The organism is Pseudomonas sp. GG8, assembly GCF_052976945.1.
Genome location: NZ_JBRIIP010000001.1, coordinates 3,524,496 through 3,540,775, shown reverse-complemented (window position 1 = coordinate 3,540,775; position 16,280 = coordinate 3,524,496). Strand labels below are relative to the sequence as shown.

The following is a 16,280-nucleotide window of genomic DNA, read 5'->3' as shown; positions in this document are numbered from 1 at the left end:
TCGGCGGCTTTATGGGCTACCGACCTTTTCTGTCTTGTTATGCGCCAACCACAATCGGGCGTTGGGCCAGGGTCGCGTTGGCATCACGCTGTGGCGCGATACCCGCCTCGAATTCCGGCCGGAAGTATTTGATTGCGCTGCCCAGAGGTTCCACTGCGCCCGGTGCGTGGGCACAGAAGGTCTTGCCAGGGCCGAGGAAGTTGACCAACCCCAACAGCGTTTCGATATCGCCCGGTTGGCCTTCGCCGTGTTCGATAGCGCGCAGGATCTTCACGCTCCACGGCAGGCCGTCGCGGCAGGGGGTGCAGAATCCACAGGACTCCTGGGCGAAGAATTCTTCCATGTTGCGCAGCAGGGAAACCATGTTGACGCTGTCGTCGACGGCCATGGCCAGACCCGTACCCATCCGCGTGCCGACCTTGGCAATGCCACCGGCGTACATTTGGGCGTCGAGGTGCTCAGGGAGCAGGAAGCCAGTACCGGCGCCACCTGGCTGCCAGCACTTGAGCTTGAAGCCATCGCGCATGCCGCCTGCGTAGTCTTCGAACAACTCGCGTGCGGGCAGGCCGAAAGGCAGTTCCCACAGGCCAGGGTTCTTAACCTTGCCGGAGAAGCCCATCAGCTTGGTGCCTTGGTCTTCGCTGCCCGCACGGGCCAGGGATTTGTACCAGTCGTTGCCGTTGCCGACGATGGCTGGCACGTTGCACAAAGTCTCGACGTTATTGACACACGTCGGCTTGCCCCAGACGCCGACAGCGGCCGGGAAGGGCGGTTTGGAGCGTGGGTTGGCGCGGCGGCCTTCCAGGGAATTGATCAGTGCGGTTTCTTCGCCGCAGATATAACGCCCGGCGCCGGTGTGGACGATCAGTTCGAAATCAAAACCGGTGCCCAGAATGTTCTTGCCCAACAAACCGGCCGCTTCTGCTTCTTTCACGGCGCGTCTGAGGTTCTTGGCCGCAGTGGTGTACTCGCCGCGCAGGAAGATGTAGCCACGATAGGCTTTCAACGCCCGGGCGCTGATCAGCATGCCCTCGACCAGCAAATGGGGCAGTTGCTCCATCAGCATCCGGTCTTTCCAGGTGTTGGGCTCCATTTCATCCGCGTTGCACAGCAGGTAGCGGATGTTCATGGACTCATCTTTGGGCATCAGGCCCCACTTCACCCCCGTGGGAAAGCCTGCGCCGCCCCGACCCTTGAGGCCGGAGTCCTTGACTGCCTGAACGATTTCGTCAGGCGACTGCTCGGCGAAAGCCTTGCGTGCGGCGGCGTAACCGTTTTTGGTTTGATATTCATCAAGCCAGACCGGTTCGCCGTCATCGCGCAAGCGCCAGGTCAGCGGGTGAGTTTCTGCCGTACGCGCGATGCGGTTGGCGGGGCCGAAAGACGTGATGGTCATAGGTAACCCTCCAGCATTTTGGCTACGCCAGCAGGCTGCACGTCGCCGAAAGTATCGTCATCGATCATCACGGCCGGAGCCTTGTCACAGTTGCCCAAACAGCAGACGGGCAGCAAGGTGAAGCGGTTGTCAGCGGTGGTCTGACCCAAGCCGATACCCAGTGAAGTCTGGATTTCGCTGAGCACTGACTCGTGGCCACCGATGAAGCAAACCATGCTGTTGCAGACGCGAATGATGTGACGGCCGACAGGCTGACGGAAGATCTGGCTATAGAACGTCGCCACCCCTTCAACGTCGCTGGCCGGAATGCCAAGGATTTCGCCAATAGCATAAACAGCGCCATCAGGCACCCAGCCGCGTTCCTTCTGGACGATCTTCAGTGCTTCGATAGACGCCGCGCGCGGGTCTTCGTAGTGATGCATCTCGTGCTCGATGGCCGAGCGCTCTGTTTCGCTCAATGCGAAACGGTCTGTCTGGATAAGCGTGCTGTTCATGCTTAGCGGTCCACGTCGGCCATAACGAAATCGATACTACCCAGGTACGCAATCAAGTCCGCGACCATGCTGCCTTTGATCACCGAAGGGATCTGTTGCAGATGCGGGAAGCTTGGGGTGCGAATCCGGGTACGGTAGCTCATGGTGCCGCCGTCGCTCGTCAGGTAATAGCTGTTGATACCCTTGGTCGCTTCGATCATCTGGAAGGATTCGTTGGCCGGCATGACCGGGCCCCACGAAACTTGCAGGAAGTGCGTGATCAGGGTTTCGATGTGCTGCAAGGTGCGTTCTTTCGGCGGCGGCGTGGTCAGCGGGTGATCCGCCTTGTACGGCCCTTCCGGCATGTTGCGCATGCACTGGTCGATGATCCGGATACTCTGGCGCATCTCTTCGACACGCACGATGCAGCGGTCATAGGCATCGCCATTGACGGCCAGCGGTATTTCGAACTCGAAGTTTTCGTAGCCCGAGTAAGGGCGTGCCTTGCGCAGGTCGAAGTCCAGACCGGTGGAACGCAAGCCGGCGCCAGTGACGCCCCATTCCAGCGCTTCCTTGGTGTTGTATGCCGCAACGCCGATGGTCCGGCCGCGCAGGATGCTGTTGTCCAAAGCGGCTTTCTGGTATTCGTCCAGGCGCTTGGGCAGCCATTCAACGAAGTCTTTGACCAGTTTTTCCCAGCCGCGTGGCAGGTCGTGAGCGACACCACCAATGCGGTACCAGGCCGGGTGCAGACGGAAGCCGGTGATGGCTTCGATCACGGTATAAGCGCGCTGGCGGTCGGTGAAGGTGAAGAACACCGGGGTCATTGCGCCCACATCCTGAATGTATGTCCCCAGGAATAGCAGGTGGCTGGTGATACGGAAGAACTCGGCCATCATGATGCGGATGGTGTCGACTTTTTCCGGCACCTTGATACCGGCCAGCTTCTCGACCGCAAGGACATACGGCAGGTTGTTCATCACGCCGCCGAGGTAGTCGATACGGTCGGTGTACGGAATGAAACTGTGCCATGACTGACGCTCGGCCATCTTCTCGGCGCCACGGTGGTGGTAACCGACGTCCGGAACGCAGTCGACGATCTCTTCACCGTCGAGTTGCAGGATGATGCGGAATGCGCCGTGAGCCGAAGGGTGGTTCGGGCCGAGGTTGAGGAACATATAGTCCTCATTCGCGCCCGAACGCTTCATGCCCCAGTCTTCAGGGCGGAAACGTGCGGCTTCCTCTTCGAGCTGTTGTTTGGCCAGAGTCAGGCTGAACGGATCGAATTCGGTAGCGCGAGCCGGGAAGTCCTTGCGCAGCGGATGACCTTCCCAAGTCGGCGGCATCATGATCCGGGTCAGGTGCGGGTGGCCGGCAAAGTCGATGCCGAACATGTCCCACACTTCACGCTCGTACCAGTTGGCGTTAGGCCAGATGCCGGTGATGGTCGGCAAGCTGAGGTCGCCCTCAGACAAGGCCACCTTGATCATTACGTCACTATTACGCTCGATCGACAGCAGGTGGTAGAACACGCTGAAGTCGGCACCCGGCAAGCCGTGGCGATGAGTGCGCAGGCGTTCGTCGACACCGTGCAGGTCATACAGCATGACGTAGGGTTTTGGCAGCTGGCGCAGAAAGGTCAGCACTTCGACCAGTTTGGCACGCGCAACCCATAGCACCGGCATGCCGGTACGGGTTGACTGGACGGTGAACGTCTCAGGGCCAAAACGGGTATTCAATTCAACGACGACGTCTTGGTCGTCAGCCTTGTAAGGCGGGATGTACAGAGCGGTGCCTGCAGTCATGGTCTCGATCGCTTTCGGTCAACGTAAAGAATGAACCCAGAGTCTTGTCTCTTTTGTAAAAAGAAAGAGTGGGATCAGACTTCGTCGGGGCTGCGCAGGTTAGTAACCTGGATACGCTGTTCGCGGCGCTGTTCCTTTTGCGACGGCATCTCGGCGCGATAGACGCCTTGATCACCGACGACCCAGGAAAGGGGGCGACGCTCCTGGCCGATAGACTCCTGCAACAGCATCAATCCTTGCAGGAAAGCCTCGGGGCGTGGCGGGCAGCCAGGCACGTAGACATCCACGGGAAGGAACTTGTCGACCCCCTGGACCACTGAATAGATGTCGTACATGCCACCGGAGTTAGCACACGAACCCATGGAGATGACCCACTTGGGCTCGAGCATTTGCTCGTAGAGGCGCTGGATGATCGGCGCCATCTTGATGAAGCAGGTCCCGGCAATAACCATGAAATCCGCCTGGCGCGGTGATGCCCGGATAACCTCGGCACCGAAGCGGGCGATGTCATGGGGCGCCGTGAAGGCGGTGGTCATTTCCACATAGCAGCACGACAAGCCGAAGTTGTACGGCCACAGGGAGTTTTTACGCCCCCAGTTGACCGCACCGTTCAGCACGTCTTCAAGCTTGCCCATGTAGATGTTTTTGTGGACTTGATCTTCTAACGGATCGGAAACGGTTTCCCGTTCACCGATTGGATACTCCTCATTAGGCGCATCCGGGTCGATCCTGGTGAGAGTGTATTGCATCGACAAAGCCTCATTGTTTTAGCTTCGCTTGCCGCTTACGACGACCTTCAGGAGCCCAATCGAGCGCCCCAACCCGCCATAGGTAGACAAGACCTGCCAACAGAATTGCTATGAAAACGAGTGCTTCGACGAATCCGGTCCAGCCGCTTTCGCGGACGGACACAGACCAGGCAAAGAGAAAGAGGGCTTCAATGTCGAAGATCACGAAAAGCATCGCGACCAGATAGAATTTTGCCGAAAGCCGCAGACGGGCGCCGCCCGTGGGCAGCATGCCGGATTCAAACGGTTCGTTTTTGCTGCGCCCCCAGGCTTTGCTGCCCAGGAGGCTGGATACGCCGAGCATGAAGGCGCAGAGGCCGACAACACCCAAAAGGAAAATGGCGAAGCCCCAGTTATGGGCGATCAGACCTGTCGATTCGGGCATTCTGGTAATCCTTGGCAGAGAGCAAAGGTCTCTGAGCTTGATAAAGAAATAAAGCAGTGACGATATGTCGCATCGAAATCTATCGCGATGATTTTATGGGTAAACAGGTAGCAAGTAAATTTTCTATAGCGAAATTATTCTAATACTTTAGGACATTGAGACCTTAAAAACAGGCGCAGGCCATACGCTGCGGGCATTAGCCGGAGTTTTGTTGAATGTGTTTTGTCAGGGGTGTAATGAAGGTCGACACGCACAAATGATAATTGATGTCATCTGTGGGGGTTTTTAAACTGTTGCTCATGGTTAAAGCGGAGAAGTTGTCTTTATATGCCGTGTATCGCAGTTGCGAGATTCGCTGTTTTACTCTTTTTTAGGCGTTAAATACCGCTCTGGATCAATGTTTAAGGACTCACGTGATGCCTCGTGCGAGTGCTGCTCCTCCTGGGTAGGTCAGGACCTGCTTCAACGATTGGGCCGGTATCACGCTCGGCTGAGGCTGCCACAAAAGCTTCAGCAAAAAAAACGCCCCGAACCAGTCGGGGCGTTAGTCATGTGGCATTCCAGTTGCTCTTTAAACGGTCTGGAATGGCCGCTTGCTTAGGTGGCTAAGCGGTATCAGTGGAACTGTTCTTCTTCAGTCGAGCCGGTCAGCGCGGTCACGGAGGACTCGCCACCCTGAATCACGGTGGTGACGTCGTCAAAGTAGCCAGTGCCGACTTCTTGCTGGTGAGCCACGAAGGTGTAACCCTTGGCGGCGTCAGCGAACTCTTGCTCTTGCAGTTTCACGTAGGCAGTCATGTCGTTGCGGGCGTAGTCGTGCGCCAGGTTGAACATGCTGTGCCACATGTTGTGGATGCCAGCCAGAGTAATGAACTGGTGCTTGTAGCCCATGGCCGACAGTTCGCGCTGGAACTTGGCGATGGTCGCGTCGTCCAGGTTTTTCTTCCAGTTGAAGGAAGGCGAGCAGTTGTAGGACAGCAGTTGGTCCGGGTATTCCTTTTTGATCGCTTCGGCAAAGCGACGTGCTTCGGCCAAATCCGGCTTGGCGGTTTCGCACCAGATCAGGTCGGCGTACGGTGCGTAAGCCAGGCCGCGGGAGATAGCCTGGTCCAGACCGGCGCGAACCTTGTAGAAGCCTTCTGGAGTACGTTCGCCAAGCACGAATTCCTTATCGTAAGGGTCGCAATCGGAGGTCAGCAGGTCAGCAGCGTTAGCGTCGGTACGGGCCAGGATGATGGTCGGTACGCCAGCAACGTCCGCAGCCAGACGGGCAGCGGTCAGCTTCTGTACGGCTTCCTGGGTTGGCACAAGAACCTTGCCGCCCATGTGGCCGCATTTCTTCACGGATGCCAGTTGGTCTTCGAAGTGAACGCCAGCAGCGCCAGCTTCGATCATGCTTTTCATCAGCTCGTAAGCGTTCAGTACGCCGCCGAAACCGGCTTCAGCGTCTGCAACGATTGGTGCGAAGTAGTCGATGTAGCCTTCGTCACCTGGGTTCTTGCCGGCTTTCCACTGGATCTGGTCAGCACGACGGAACGAATTGTTGATGCGCTTGACCACGGTTGGAACCGAATCCACTGGGTACAGCGATTGGTCAGGGTACATCGATTCGGCGGAGTTGTTGTCCGCAGCTACTTGCCAGCCAGACAGGTAGATCGCCTGGATGCCAGCCTTGACTTGTTGCACTGCTTGGCCGCCAGTCAGGGCGCCCATGCAGTTGACGAAATCTTTGTCGGGACGGAAGGAAGGCTTGGCACCTTGGGTGACCAGATTCCATAGCTTTTCAGCGCCCAGCTTGGCGAGCGTGTGTTCAGGCTGAACCGAGCCACGCAGGCGGACAACGTCAGCGGCCGAGTAATTGCGGGTCACGTGTTTCCAGCGTGGATTTTCAGCCCAGTCTTTTTCAAGAGCTGCAATTTGCTGTTCGCGTGTCAGTGCCATGGAGATAAACCTCGTCGCATAGGTTTTGGGTGGAAAATTCTTGCTCCGCCAAAACGCCCTGGTTTTCAGAGGGCGCGTTGCTGGCTGCTCGCTTGTCAGAAACTTAAGCGGTCGAGCTGGGGTTTGGCAGGGCGCGACAGAAGGTCGAGAAGCTCGAGAGGGGAAGAGTGTGAGGCTGAGGGCATGTCTGATGTTCGCAGTTTGGCTCGTGGATGCCTTGATGCGATCATGCAGAGGTATTGCCGATCTACCGTATTACGCTTCCGTCCCTCGGGACAACTTCGATCCAGTCGCAACCTCGTCAAACTGCCTTGTGGGCGGTCCAGACACGAATCGGCTCAGGTGTGTAAGTTAGAGCGGCGATTCGAAAGCTCTTTGCAGAGCCTCTGATAAGCGGGAGCGGGGCAATCATGCCTCGTGAATTTTGACCCGTCAAATGTTTTGTAGTGCTTTTTGTAGAGCACTACATCTTTGGTCTAATACGACCAGGCAGTCAGTTTGGGGTGCTTTGGTCTCGGTGTTCAGTCTAGAGTATCAGTCCAGTGTCTCGACTTTCACGCGCAACGTCATATCGCTCCGGCCTTGTGTGATATAGCGCTGCACCTGTCCCTGTTGATCTGCCCGGGATTGCTCGCTGACGCTGGCAAGGGTAATCCACTCGCCCAACCGACCGCTGACCTGGGTGTCGGTGCTTTGCACGTTAACGACATCAGGCTGTTCCTGGTTCATGCGATCGTGGTTGGTGCTAATGCTCAGGTGCACAGTCTCGCCCGTCAGACTGGCAGTGACGTAGAAGCCTTGGGTGACATTGCGGTATTGGGTTTGGCTTTGCGTGTACCCATAGGCGTCGGTCTGGGTCGTCGTCAGGGGGACGGACTGGCCTACCTGAATAAGCGCAGGCGTGCCTTCGCTGGCTTGAACCTGTTGCACGCCGCCGTCACGGCTGTCAGTGCCGCTATGGATGATACGGGTCTGGCTGCGGACGCTGACATCGCCGTTTTGCGTCTGCACGGTGCCATTGGTGGCGTAGCCCTGGTCGTTTTGGGCGTTGCTGTCGCTGGTGTCGACGCTGATCAGCAGCCGTCTGGGCGCCTTGTCCAATTGCGAGAGCAGGCTGCGCAACGCCTGAATTTTTTCTGGCTCGGCATTAACGATCAGTTGGTTGTTGTAAGCGTTGACCGTGCCTTCATTGCCCAGAAAAGACCTGACCACCGGCAGCAGGTCGTCACTGGTGCGATAGTTCAGGGGGACGACTTCCGTCGCGGCAATGGCGTTAAAGCTGCAGGCCAGCAGCAGTGACGTGAACAGGGTGCGTAGGAACATGTCCGTTATCTCCGCAATTGAGCGCGTAAAGGCGTGAGTTTGACAGTTATCGGCCCGGGTTGGGCCAGGTTGAATCGCAGGCAAAAAAACGCCCCGACATCTTCGACCTCAGCATAGTTAGCCTAGGGTGAAGCGGGCGGGGCGTCAGGGATGCATCTTCGCTAAGTCTAGCGATTACGCTGCGCCGCGCACCATGTCGACGTGAGGGATCCCGGCTTCGAGAAACTCTCCGCTGACAATGACAAAGCCCAGGCGCTCATAGAAGCGTGTGGCCTGGACCTGTGCGCTGAGCATCTGTTGCTTCAGGCCGCGGCGCTCGGCTTCGCCAATCACTGCTTCCATCAGTGCATCACCGACTTTCAGGCCGCGCCAGTCTTTGAGCACCGATAGGCGCCCGATTTCACCGTCAGGCAGCAAGCGGGCAGTGCCAATGGGAAAGTCACCCTCAAATGCCAGAAAGTGCACTGCACTGGCGTCTTCGGCATCCCATTCCAGTTCAGGTGGTACGCATTGTTCTGCGATAAAAACGGCTTCCCGGATACGCCGAATGTCGGCGTTATCTTTCTGCCAATCGGCGACACGTACGGAGATCTTATTCATCGGCAAACCCCAGACTTCCTTGTTTGACCAGCTCGCAGAGCAGGTTGCGTCCATATTCATCGGCCAGCCATGGGTCGAGGTTTTCGCTGTGCAATGCGTCGGCAGCGCAGATCAGTTTGAGCAGTTCGCGCAGATTACCCGGCAACAGCCGACTCTGACCGCTGGCAAATAACAGAAGGTCGTCATCGACTTCAGACCAGGCGAGGCGCGCGCTCGGGTTACGGATCAGTATCGCCCCTTGCTCCAGGCTGAGGAACAGGTCTTCTTCTTCCAGTTCGGGGCCGACGACCAGCTCGGGATAGCGTGGCTCGGTCATGAATTGGCCAAACCAGGTCAACAGCAACCGCTCGTCGCTCATGTGCTCGGCCAACAAGCTTTTCAGACGGTCGAGGGCGTCACGCTGGATCTGGTGCGGATCGCTGACCGGCTGTACGTCAGCGTCGGTGTAGCGTTCTTCGTCCGGCAGGAACTGGCTGAGGAAGTCGGTGAAGTGCGTTAGCACCTCAGCTGCGCTTGGCGCGCGGAAACCGACCGAATAGGTCATGCAGTCATCCACGGCGACGCCACAATGGGCCAAGCGCGGCGGCAAATACAGCATGTCGCCCGGTTCCAGGGTCCACTCATCAGTGACTTCGAAGCCCGAGAGGATGCGCAGGTCTGCGTGTTTCAGCAGTGGGGTCTCGGAATCGCACATTTGGCCTATCTGCCAGTGGCGTTTGCCCTGGCCCTGCAGCAGAAACACATCGTAGTTATCAAAGTGCGGGCCAACGCTTCCGCCTGGCACGGCGAAGCTGATCATGACGTCGTCGATGCGCCAGCTGGGCAGGAATCGGAAGTTCTCCAGCAGCTCACTGACTTCGGGTACGAACTGATCAACCGCTTGCACCAGCAGGGTCCAGTCGCGTTCTGGCAGCTTGCTGAACTCGTCTTCGGTAAACGGACCGCGACGCAGTTCCCAAGGGCGCTCGCCATTCTCGAGAACTATACGGGACTCAACCTCTTCTTCCAGGGCGAGGCCGGCCAGTTCGTCGGCGTCGATCGGGCTCTGGAAGTCCGGCAGCGCCTGACGGATCAGGAGCGGTTTTTTCTGCCAGTAGTCACGCAGGAATTCACGCGCGCTGATGCCGCCCAGAAGTTGAAGAGGAATATCAGGATTCATTTGTAAGCCCTTGAAATGAAAACGCCCGGCACAGCCGGGCGTGTGCAAAAGTTGTTGCGGGTCAAATGCGCTTGGCTTGAGCCACGGCATTGCCGATGTAATTGGCCGGGGTGAGCTTTTTCAGCTCAGCCTTGGCTTGCGCAGGCATTTCCAGGTCGTCGATGAAAGTTTGCAGTGCTTCAGCGCTGATGCCCTTGCCCCGCGTCAGCTCTTTCAGCTTTTCGTACGGGTTCTCGATGTTGTAGCGACGCATGACCGTTTGAATCGGTTCGGCCAGCACTTCCCAGCACGCATCCAGTTCGGCGGCGATTTTTTGCGCGTTGAGTTCCAGTTTGCTGATGCCTTTAAGGCTGGCTTCATACGCGATGATGCTATGGGCGAAGCCCACGCCCAGGTTACGCAAAACGGTGGAGTCGGTCAGGTCGCGCTGCCAGCGGGAAATCGGCAACTTGCTGGCCAGGTGCTGAAACAGAGCGTTGGCGATACCCAGATTGCCTTCGGAGTTTTCGAAGTCGATAGGGTTGACCTTGTGCGGCATGGTCGATGAGCCGATTTCGCCAGCGATGGTGCGCTGCTTGAAATACCCCAGGGAGATATAGCCCCATATGTCGCGGTCGAAGTCGATCAGGATGGTATTGAAACGAGCGATCGCGTCAAACAGCTCGGCGATGTAGTCGTGCGGTTCGATCTGCGTGGTGTAGGGGTTGAAGCCCAGACCCAGCTCGTCTTCGATGAACGCGCGTGCGTTCTCTTCCCAGTCGATGTCCGGGTAAGCCGAGATGTGCGCGTTGTAGTTGCCGACTGCGCCGTTGATCTTGCCCAGCAGCGGAACAGCAGCCACCTGAGCGATCTGGCGCTCCAGGCGATAGACCACGTTTGCCAGCTCTTTGCCCAGAGTGGTCGGAGATGCTGGTTGGCCGTGGGTGCGCGACAACATCGGTACGTCAGCGAAGCGTACGGCCAGCTCGCGAATGGATTCGGCGATCTGGCGCATCAGTGGCAGCAACACACCGTCGCGACCTTCGCGCAGCATCAGCGCGTGGGACAGGTTGTTGATGTCTTCACTGGTACAGGCAAAGTGGATGAACTCACTGACATTGGCCAGCTCAGGCAGCTTGGCGGCCTGTTCCTTGAGCAGGTACTCAATGGCCTTGACGTCGTGATTGGTGGTGCGCTCGATCTCTTTGACGCGTTCGGCGTGGACGGTGGAGAAGTCCTCGGCCAGCGTATTGAGGATCGCGTTGGCTTCAGCCGAAAAGGCCGGAACTTCAGTGATTTGCGGATGAGCAGCCAGGCGCTGAAGCCAGCGTACTTCAACCATGACGCGAAAACGGATCAAGCCGTATTCACTGAAAATCGGGCGCAGGGCCTGGGTTCTGCCGGCGTAGCGGCCGTCAACAGGGGAAACCGCAGTGAGCGAAGAAAGCTGCATGGGGTGCTCTCGGACAGTCGGGCAACGAAAAGGGGCGCATATCATACATGAAATGCTGGTCAGTTCTGTTCGGACTGACCAGCGTAGAGCGCGCAATAGTTAATAGTGTCGGTGTTCAAGGGGTAGCCGTACAGCGTTGCGAATCAGCCGCGCAACATCGGGTAAAGCTCTTTGAGTAGCTTGCGACGGCTGATGACCAATTGCCAGCGATGACCGCCCAGCTGTCGCCATAATCGCGCGGAGCGAATACCGGCCAGCAGCAGGGCGCGAATTTTCGACGCATTGTTGGGTTGTTGCAGATTACGCATGTCGCCATGAACCTGAATTCGTTGGCGCAATGTGCTCAGTGTGTCCTGATAAAGCGCGCCGCTCGCGGCAATTACGTTGTCGTGAACCAGGCCGAAATGCTCAACCTGGGACTTGATCTGCGGCAAGCGTTTGCCGATTACTTCTAGCAGGTCGTCACGCTTGGCCAATTGCCGCTCCAGGCCCAGCATCGACAGGGCATAACGCAGTGGTTCGCGTTGCAGGCTGGTCGGGTCCCTTTCCAGTGCGCTGACCAACGAACGATAACCCTCGCGCAGGTTCAGGTCGTCACCGCCGTAGACTTCCAGTGTGTCTTTGGGGTCCATGACCAGCAGGCTACCCAGCATGCAGCCGAGCGCCGCTTCACTGACCTGGCCAGTTTTGGCAATCTTGTCGACCAGCACGGCCGCCTGGAATACACCGCCCAAGGCGACCAGTTGCTCTTGCATCGGAGTCATCAGCGCTTGTCCTTGCTGTGCCAAGGCTCGGCCACTTCGATGACGCCGCCTCCCAGGCAGATTTCGCCCTCGTAAAACACCACGGACTGGCCTGGTGTGACTGCGCGCTGGGGTTCTTCGAACGTGACGCGGTAGCCGGTGGCTGTCTGTTCAAGCGTGCATTTCTGGTCGCTTTGGCGATAACGCACTTTAGCGGTCAGTTGACGTGGGGTGCTCAGATCGATCGGGTTGACCCAATAAATTTCCGACGCCGTCAGTGCCTGGGAGAACAGCCACGGATGATCATTGCCCTGACCGACGATCAGCTCGTTGTTTTCCAGGTCCTTGGCCAGTACGTACCACGGGTCGTCGCTCGCGTCTTTCAAACCGCCGATGCCGAGCCCTTGGCGCTGGCCGATGGTGTGATACATCAGTCCATGATGGTGGCCGATGACTTCGCCTTCGGTCGTCTTGATCTCGCCGGGCTGGGCGGGCAGGTACTGCTTGAGAAAGTCGCTGAAACGACGCTCACCGATGAAGCAGATGCCGGTGGAGTCTTTTTTCTTTGCTGTGGCCAGTTCGTGTTTTTCCGCGATGGCGCGCACGGCAGGTTTTTCCAGCTCGCCGACCGGGAACAGGGTCTTGGCGATCTGCTCGCCGCCCACAGCATGCAGGAAGTAACTCTGGTCCTTGTTCGGGTCCAGGCCTTTGAGCAGTTCGGTGCGGCCGTCGATGTCGCGACGACGGACGTAATGGCCTGTAGCGATCAGGTCTGCGCCGAGCATCATGGCGTAATCGAGAAATGCCTTGAACTTGATCTCGCGGTTGCAAAGGATGTCCGGGTTGGGCGTACGTCCGGCTTTGTATTCAGCCAGGAAATGCTCGAACACGTTGTCCCAGTACTCGGCGGCAAAGTTGGCGGTGTGCAGTTTGATGCCGATTTTGTCGCACACGGCCTGCGCATCGGCCAGGTCTTCGCGGGCGGTGCAATAGTCGGTTCCGTCGTCTTCCTCCCAGTTCTTCATGAACAGGCCTTCCACCTGATAGCCCTGCTCAATCAGCAGGAGGGCAGAGACGGAAGAGTCCACGCCGCCGGACATACCGACAATGACGCGGGTCCTTTCTGGATCATGAGGAGCTGGATCGTGGGGGGCTGGATCACGCATAGGAATTCAATGGGTGGCTTCAAAAAGGACGCAATTCTAACAGGCCGTGATCAAGCAGTCTCACGCAGTAAGCCTAAACCGAAGCGTTCGCCGGTCAAATAATCGTCGATGCAGCGCATCACCAGTTCGCTGCGCCAGCGGTCGCGCTGCTCCATAAGCGCTTCTCGAGTGAGCCAGCGTGGTCCAATGATGCCCTCGTCGAGCGTGTAATCGGGTCGTTGGTGCAATGGCTTGCCGGCGAAGCAGACGCGTTGGTAAGTCACGCCGTTGCTGGGGGCGGTGTACAGGTAGATGCCGATCACGCCGGTCAGCTCCACATCCCAGCCGGTTTCTTCCAGTGTTTCGCGTAGAGCGGCCTGGATCAGACTTTCGTCGGCTTCCAAATGCCCGGCAGGCTGATTAAATACGGCTCGGCCCTCAGCGACTTCCTCGACCATCAGGAAACGGCCCTCGTCTTCGATGACGGTTGCCACGGTCACGTGCGGAATAAAACGCATGAAAGGTGGATCTCCTTTAATTAAGCGGCGTCGCTTGGCCGCGAGAGGAGCCATAATAGCTGTTCGCCCTGTTTTTCAGCGAACCGACGTTTGGTTCTGGAGTGATGTCAGCTCATCCAAAGCAGCGATGTAGTCGCTTTGTAGTGTGGCTACATGCCCTGCATTCAGGGGGTTGTAGCAGGTGAGGGTGACATCGGACGATGGAAAAGTGCGTGACTTTCTGTAGAAAAGCTACAAGAATGATGCGCCTTTTCGCGACCCAAATATCCATCCGTTGCGCTATCCGCGCAGCAGATGTCAGACCACGAAAGAAACGGAGTCCAGCATGGGATACCAGAAGATTCAGGTTCCAGCAGTCGGCGACAAAATCACCGTCAACGCAGACCATTCTCTTAATGTGCCGAACAACCCGATCATCCCTTTCATTGAAGGTGATGGTATCGGCGTCGACATCAGCCCGGTCATGATGAAAGTTGTTGATGCTGCAGTTAAAAAGGCTTACGGCGGCGAGCGCAAAATCTCCTGGATGGAAGTCTACGCTGGCGAGAAGGCCACTCAAGTCTACGATCAGGATACCTGGCTGCCTCAGGAAACCCTGGACGCTGTTAAAGACTACGTCGTTTCTATCAAGGGCCCGCTGACCACTCCAGTCGGCGGCGGCATTCGTTCCCTGAACGTTGCCATGCGTCAGCAGTTGGACCTGTACGTCTGCCTGCGCCCAGTGCGTTGGTTCGAAGGCGTGCCTAGCCCGGTCAAGAAGCCAGGCGACGTCGACATGACTATCTTCCGTGAAAACTCCGAAGATATTTATGCTGGCATCGAGTGGAAAGCCGGTTCGCCGGAAGCGATCAAGATCATCAAGTTCCTCAAAGAGGAAATGGGTGTTACCAAGATCCGCTTTGATCAAAACTGCGGTATCGGCATCAAGCCGGTTTCTCTGGAAGGCACCAAGCGTCTGGTACGCAAGGCTCTGCAGTACATCGTCGACAACGACCGTGACTCGCTGACCATTGTGCACAAAGGCAACATCATGAAGTTCACCGAAGGTGCCTTCAAAGAATGGGCCTACGAAGTGGCTGCTGAAGAATTCGGCGCTACCTTGCTTGACGGCGGTCCTTGGATGCAGTTCAAGAACCCTAAAACCGGCAAGAACGTTATCGTTAAAGACGCCATCGCCGACGCCATGCTTCAGCAGATCCTGCTGCGCCCGGCCGAATACGACGTGATCGCGACCCTGAACCTCAACGGTGACTACCTGTCCGACGCACTGGCTGCTGAAGTTGGCGGTATCGGCATCGCTCCGGGCGCTAACCTGTCCGACACCATTGCGATGTTCGAAGCGACCCACGGTACTGCACCGAAGTACGCTGGCAAAGATCAGGTGAACCCAGGTTCGTTGATCCTGTCTGCTGAAATGATGCTGCGCCACATGGGTTGGGTCGAAGCTGCTGACCTGATCATCAAAGGCACCAACGGCGCAATCTCGGCCAAGACAGTGACCTATGACTTCGAACGTCTGATGGATGGCGCTAAACTGCTGTCTTCTTCTGCGTTCGGCGATGCCCTGATCTCTCACATGTGAGCTGATCGGCGCTAAGCAAAACCGGCCAGTTCAATTAACTTGAACTGGCCGGTTTTTTTTCGGCTGGTTTTTGGTTTAGCGGCCTGATTGCTGACGAATCAGGCAGTTACATCCAGCGGTTGATGGGTCAGATTTGGAACGTCGACAGGGGAGGAGGTTTGGGTCTCGCTCGCAGCTGCAATCTCTACAGCGTGCAAACCTTTGGGCCCCTGAATGATGTCAAAATTAACGGCCTGACCTGCTTTCAAGGTCTTGTAGCCGTCCATCTTTATCGCCGAGTAATGGGCGAACAAATCCTCGCTCTGGCCGTCTTCAATAATGAATCCGTAGCCTTTTGCGTTGTTGAACCACTTAACCTTGCCGCGCTTGGGGTTACTGCTTGCCATGCTCACATCCCTCTGCAAAGGACTCCGTCTGGAGTATGATCCACCTCATCCGCCGGACCGAAAAAAATTTGGTTGACTGCACGGACCCTTTTTACCCAATGTGGGTTCTATTCTTTGTAACACCGTTTTGCCGATAGTCAAGGTCATGCGGCGGTCCACTTGAAAACCGGTCAGACTGCGACTAATTACTGAACCCGCCCACCTACGAACCTTTCTTTCCATGCATGCATTCAGCCAGATTCGACTAACATTCAATCAGGACCGTCCGACACACGAGGATGGTGCTGCTGGAGTGGTGCTACAGGAGGCCAAGCCAGCACTGCAGGCGCCACCGATGTACAAGGTGGTTATATTTAATGATGATTACACACCGATGGATTTCGTCGTCGAAGTGCTCGAGGTGTTTTTTAACCTGAATCGCGAGCTGGCGACGAAGGTCATGCTGGCCGTCCATACAGAGGGACGGGCAGTATGTGGATTGTTTACCCGCGATATCGCCGAGACCAAGGCAATGCAGGTCAACCAATACGCCAGGGAAAGCCAGCATCCGCTACTCTGTGAGATCGAGAAGGACGGTTAACGCCGACCACTTGGGTATGAGGTG

General features: G+C 57.1%; 16 protein-coding genes. 2 read left to right on the top strand and 14 right to left on the bottom strand.

Annotated features, from left to right (window positions below):
* Window positions 1-37: 37 nt before the first annotated feature.
* From nuoF to ACVBEG_RS17130, 13 genes are all read right to left on the bottom strand, one after another.
* Entirely contained in the window at window positions 38-1,396 is a 1,359-nt protein-coding gene (nuoF, locus tag ACVBEG_RS17190; protein ID WP_322178405.1) for an NADH-quinone oxidoreductase subunit NuoF, read from the bottom strand.
* The gene (nuoE, locus tag ACVBEG_RS17185; protein ID WP_322178406.1) at window positions 1,393-1,890 is read right to left on the bottom strand and encodes an NADH-quinone oxidoreductase subunit NuoE; all 498 of its coding nucleotides are present in this window, start codon (window positions 1,888-1,890) and stop codon (window positions 1,393-1,395) included. The genes nuoF and nuoE overlap by 4 nt, the downstream gene beginning before the upstream one ends.
* A gap of 2 nt (window positions 1,891-1,892) precedes the next feature.
* Window positions 1,893-3,674, bottom strand: coding sequence for an NADH-quinone oxidoreductase subunit C/D (gene nuoC, locus ACVBEG_RS17180; RefSeq protein ID WP_322178407.1), 1,782 nt, complete (start codon window positions 3,672-3,674; stop codon window positions 1,893-1,895).
* Between the two features lie 74 nt (window positions 3,675-3,748).
* On the bottom strand, window positions 3,749-4,423 hold the full coding sequence (locus ACVBEG_RS17175; protein ID WP_219064413.1) for a NuoB/complex I 20 kDa subunit family protein: 675 nt from the start codon (window positions 4,421-4,423) through the stop codon (window positions 3,749-3,751).
* A 10-nt stretch (window positions 4,424-4,433) separates the two neighbouring features.
* A complete protein-coding gene (locus tag ACVBEG_RS17170) occupies window positions 4,434-4,847 on the bottom strand; it encodes an NADH-quinone oxidoreductase subunit A (protein ID WP_219064414.1) in 414 nt (137 codons plus the stop codon).
* 615 nt (window positions 4,848-5,462) lie between these two features.
* Window positions 5,463-6,788, bottom strand: coding sequence for an isocitrate lyase (aceA, locus tag ACVBEG_RS17165; RefSeq protein WP_322178408.1), 1,326 nt, complete (start codon window positions 6,786-6,788; stop codon window positions 5,463-5,465).
* A gap of 534 nt (window positions 6,789-7,322) precedes the next feature.
* Window positions 7,323-8,111: a secretin N-terminal domain-containing protein gene (locus ACVBEG_RS17160; protein ID WP_322178409.1), complete on the bottom strand. Its 789-nt coding sequence runs from the start codon at window positions 8,109-8,111 to the stop codon at window positions 7,323-7,325.
* Between the two features lie 174 nt (window positions 8,112-8,285).
* Entirely contained in the window at window positions 8,286-8,711 is a 426-nt protein-coding gene (locus ACVBEG_RS17155) for a GNAT family N-acetyltransferase (RefSeq protein WP_322178410.1), read from the bottom strand.
* The gene (locus ACVBEG_RS17150) at window positions 8,704-9,870 is read right to left on the bottom strand and encodes a ribosomal protein uL16 3-hydroxylase (protein ID WP_322178411.1); all 1,167 of its coding nucleotides are present in this window, start codon (window positions 9,868-9,870) and stop codon (window positions 8,704-8,706) included. The genes ACVBEG_RS17155 and ACVBEG_RS17150 overlap by 8 nt, the downstream gene beginning before the upstream one ends.
* 61 nt (window positions 9,871-9,931) lie before the next feature.
* Window positions 9,932-11,302 carry an adenylosuccinate lyase gene (gene purB / locus ACVBEG_RS17145; protein WP_322178412.1) on the bottom strand — a complete coding sequence of 457 codons (1,371 nt, stop codon included), beginning with the start codon at window positions 11,300-11,302 and terminating at the stop codon, window positions 9,932-9,934.
* A gap of 143 nt (window positions 11,303-11,445) precedes the next feature.
* Window positions 11,446-12,066: a high frequency lysogenization protein HflD gene (gene hflD, locus ACVBEG_RS17140; protein WP_322178413.1), complete on the bottom strand. Its 621-nt coding sequence runs from the start codon at window positions 12,064-12,066 to the stop codon at window positions 11,446-11,448.
* Window positions 12,066-13,211: a tRNA 2-thiouridine(34) synthase MnmA gene (mnmA, locus tag ACVBEG_RS17135; protein WP_322178414.1), complete on the bottom strand. Its 1,146-nt coding sequence runs from the start codon at window positions 13,209-13,211 to the stop codon at window positions 12,066-12,068. The genes hflD and mnmA overlap by 1 nt, the downstream gene beginning before the upstream one ends.
* Before the next feature lie 50 nt (window positions 13,212-13,261).
* Window positions 13,262-13,708 carry an NUDIX hydrolase gene (locus ACVBEG_RS17130; RefSeq protein ID WP_322178415.1) on the bottom strand — a complete coding sequence of 149 codons (447 nt, stop codon included), beginning with the start codon at window positions 13,706-13,708 and terminating at the stop codon, window positions 13,262-13,264.
* Between the two features lie 325 nt (window positions 13,709-14,033).
* Between ACVBEG_RS17130 and icd the strand changes: the two genes are divergently transcribed.
* Window positions 14,034-15,290 carry an NADP-dependent isocitrate dehydrogenase gene (gene icd / locus ACVBEG_RS17125; RefSeq protein WP_322178416.1) on the top strand — a complete coding sequence of 419 codons (1,257 nt, stop codon included), beginning with the start codon at window positions 14,034-14,036 and terminating at the stop codon, window positions 15,288-15,290.
* A 98-nt stretch (window positions 15,291-15,388) separates the two neighbouring features.
* Here icd and cspD read toward each other — a convergent pair whose 3' ends face one another.
* Window positions 15,389-15,676, bottom strand: coding sequence for a cold shock domain-containing protein CspD (cspD, locus tag ACVBEG_RS17120; protein ID WP_322178417.1), 288 nt, complete (start codon window positions 15,674-15,676; stop codon window positions 15,389-15,391).
* 220 nt (window positions 15,677-15,896) lie between these two features.
* Between cspD and clpS the strand changes: the two genes are divergently transcribed.
* A complete protein-coding gene (gene clpS / locus ACVBEG_RS17115; protein WP_219064425.1) occupies window positions 15,897-16,256 on the top strand; it encodes an ATP-dependent Clp protease adapter ClpS in 360 nt (119 codons plus the stop codon).
* Window positions 16,257-16,280 lie beyond the last annotated feature (24 nt).

What these genes read in the sequence shown, in the direction of transcription:
- nuoF (WP_322178405.1), bottom strand. Translation starts at nt 1,396, where the DNA reads ATGACCATCACGTCTTTCGGCCCCGCCAACCGCATCGCGCGTACGGCA.
- nuoE (WP_322178406.1), bottom strand. Translation starts at nt 1,890, where the DNA reads ATGAACAGCACGCTTATCCAGACAGACCGTTTCGCATTGAGCGAAACA.
- nuoC (WP_322178407.1), bottom strand. Translation starts at nt 3,674, where the DNA reads ATGACTGCAGGCACCGCTCTGTACATCCCGCCTTACAAGGCTGACGAC.
- ACVBEG_RS17175 (WP_219064413.1), bottom strand. Translation starts at nt 4,423, where the DNA reads ATGCAATACACTCTCACCAGGATCGACCCGGATGCGCCTAATGAGGAG.
- ACVBEG_RS17170 (WP_219064414.1), bottom strand. Translation starts at nt 4,847, where the DNA reads ATGCCCGAATCGACAGGTCTGATCGCCCATAACTGGGGCTTCGCCATT.
- aceA (WP_322178408.1), bottom strand. Translation starts at nt 6,788, where the DNA reads ATGGCACTGACACGCGAACAGCAAATTGCAGCTCTTGAAAAAGACTGG.
- ACVBEG_RS17160 (WP_322178409.1), bottom strand. Translation starts at nt 8,111, where the DNA reads ATGTTCCTACGCACCCTGTTCACGTCACTGCTGCTGGCCTGCAGCTTT.
- ACVBEG_RS17155 (WP_322178410.1), bottom strand. Translation starts at nt 8,711, where the DNA reads ATGAATAAGATCTCCGTACGTGTCGCCGATTGGCAGAAAGATAACGCC.
- ACVBEG_RS17150 (WP_322178411.1), bottom strand. Translation starts at nt 9,870, where the DNA reads ATGAATCCTGATATTCCTCTTCAACTTCTGGGCGGCATCAGCGCGCGT.
- purB (WP_322178412.1), bottom strand. Translation starts at nt 11,302, where the DNA reads ATGCAGCTTTCTTCGCTCACTGCGGTTTCCCCTGTTGACGGCCGCTAC.
- hflD (WP_322178413.1), bottom strand. Translation starts at nt 12,066, where the DNA reads ATGACTCCGATGCAAGAGCAACTGGTCGCCTTGGGCGGTGTATTCCAG.
- mnmA (WP_322178414.1), bottom strand. Translation starts at nt 13,211, where the DNA reads ATGCGTGATCCAGCCCCCCACGATCCAGCTCCTCATGATCCAGAAAGG.
- ACVBEG_RS17130 (WP_322178415.1), bottom strand. Translation starts at nt 13,708, where the DNA reads ATGCGTTTTATTCCGCACGTGACCGTGGCAACCGTCATCGAAGACGAG.
- icd (WP_322178416.1), top strand. Translation starts at nt 14,034, where the DNA reads ATGGGATACCAGAAGATTCAGGTTCCAGCAGTCGGCGACAAAATCACC.
- cspD (WP_322178417.1), bottom strand. Translation starts at nt 15,676, where the DNA reads ATGGCAAGCAGTAACCCCAAGCGCGGCAAGGTTAAGTGGTTCAACAAC.
- clpS (WP_219064425.1), top strand. Translation starts at nt 15,897, where the DNA reads ATGCATGCATTCAGCCAGATTCGACTAACATTCAATCAGGACCGTCCG.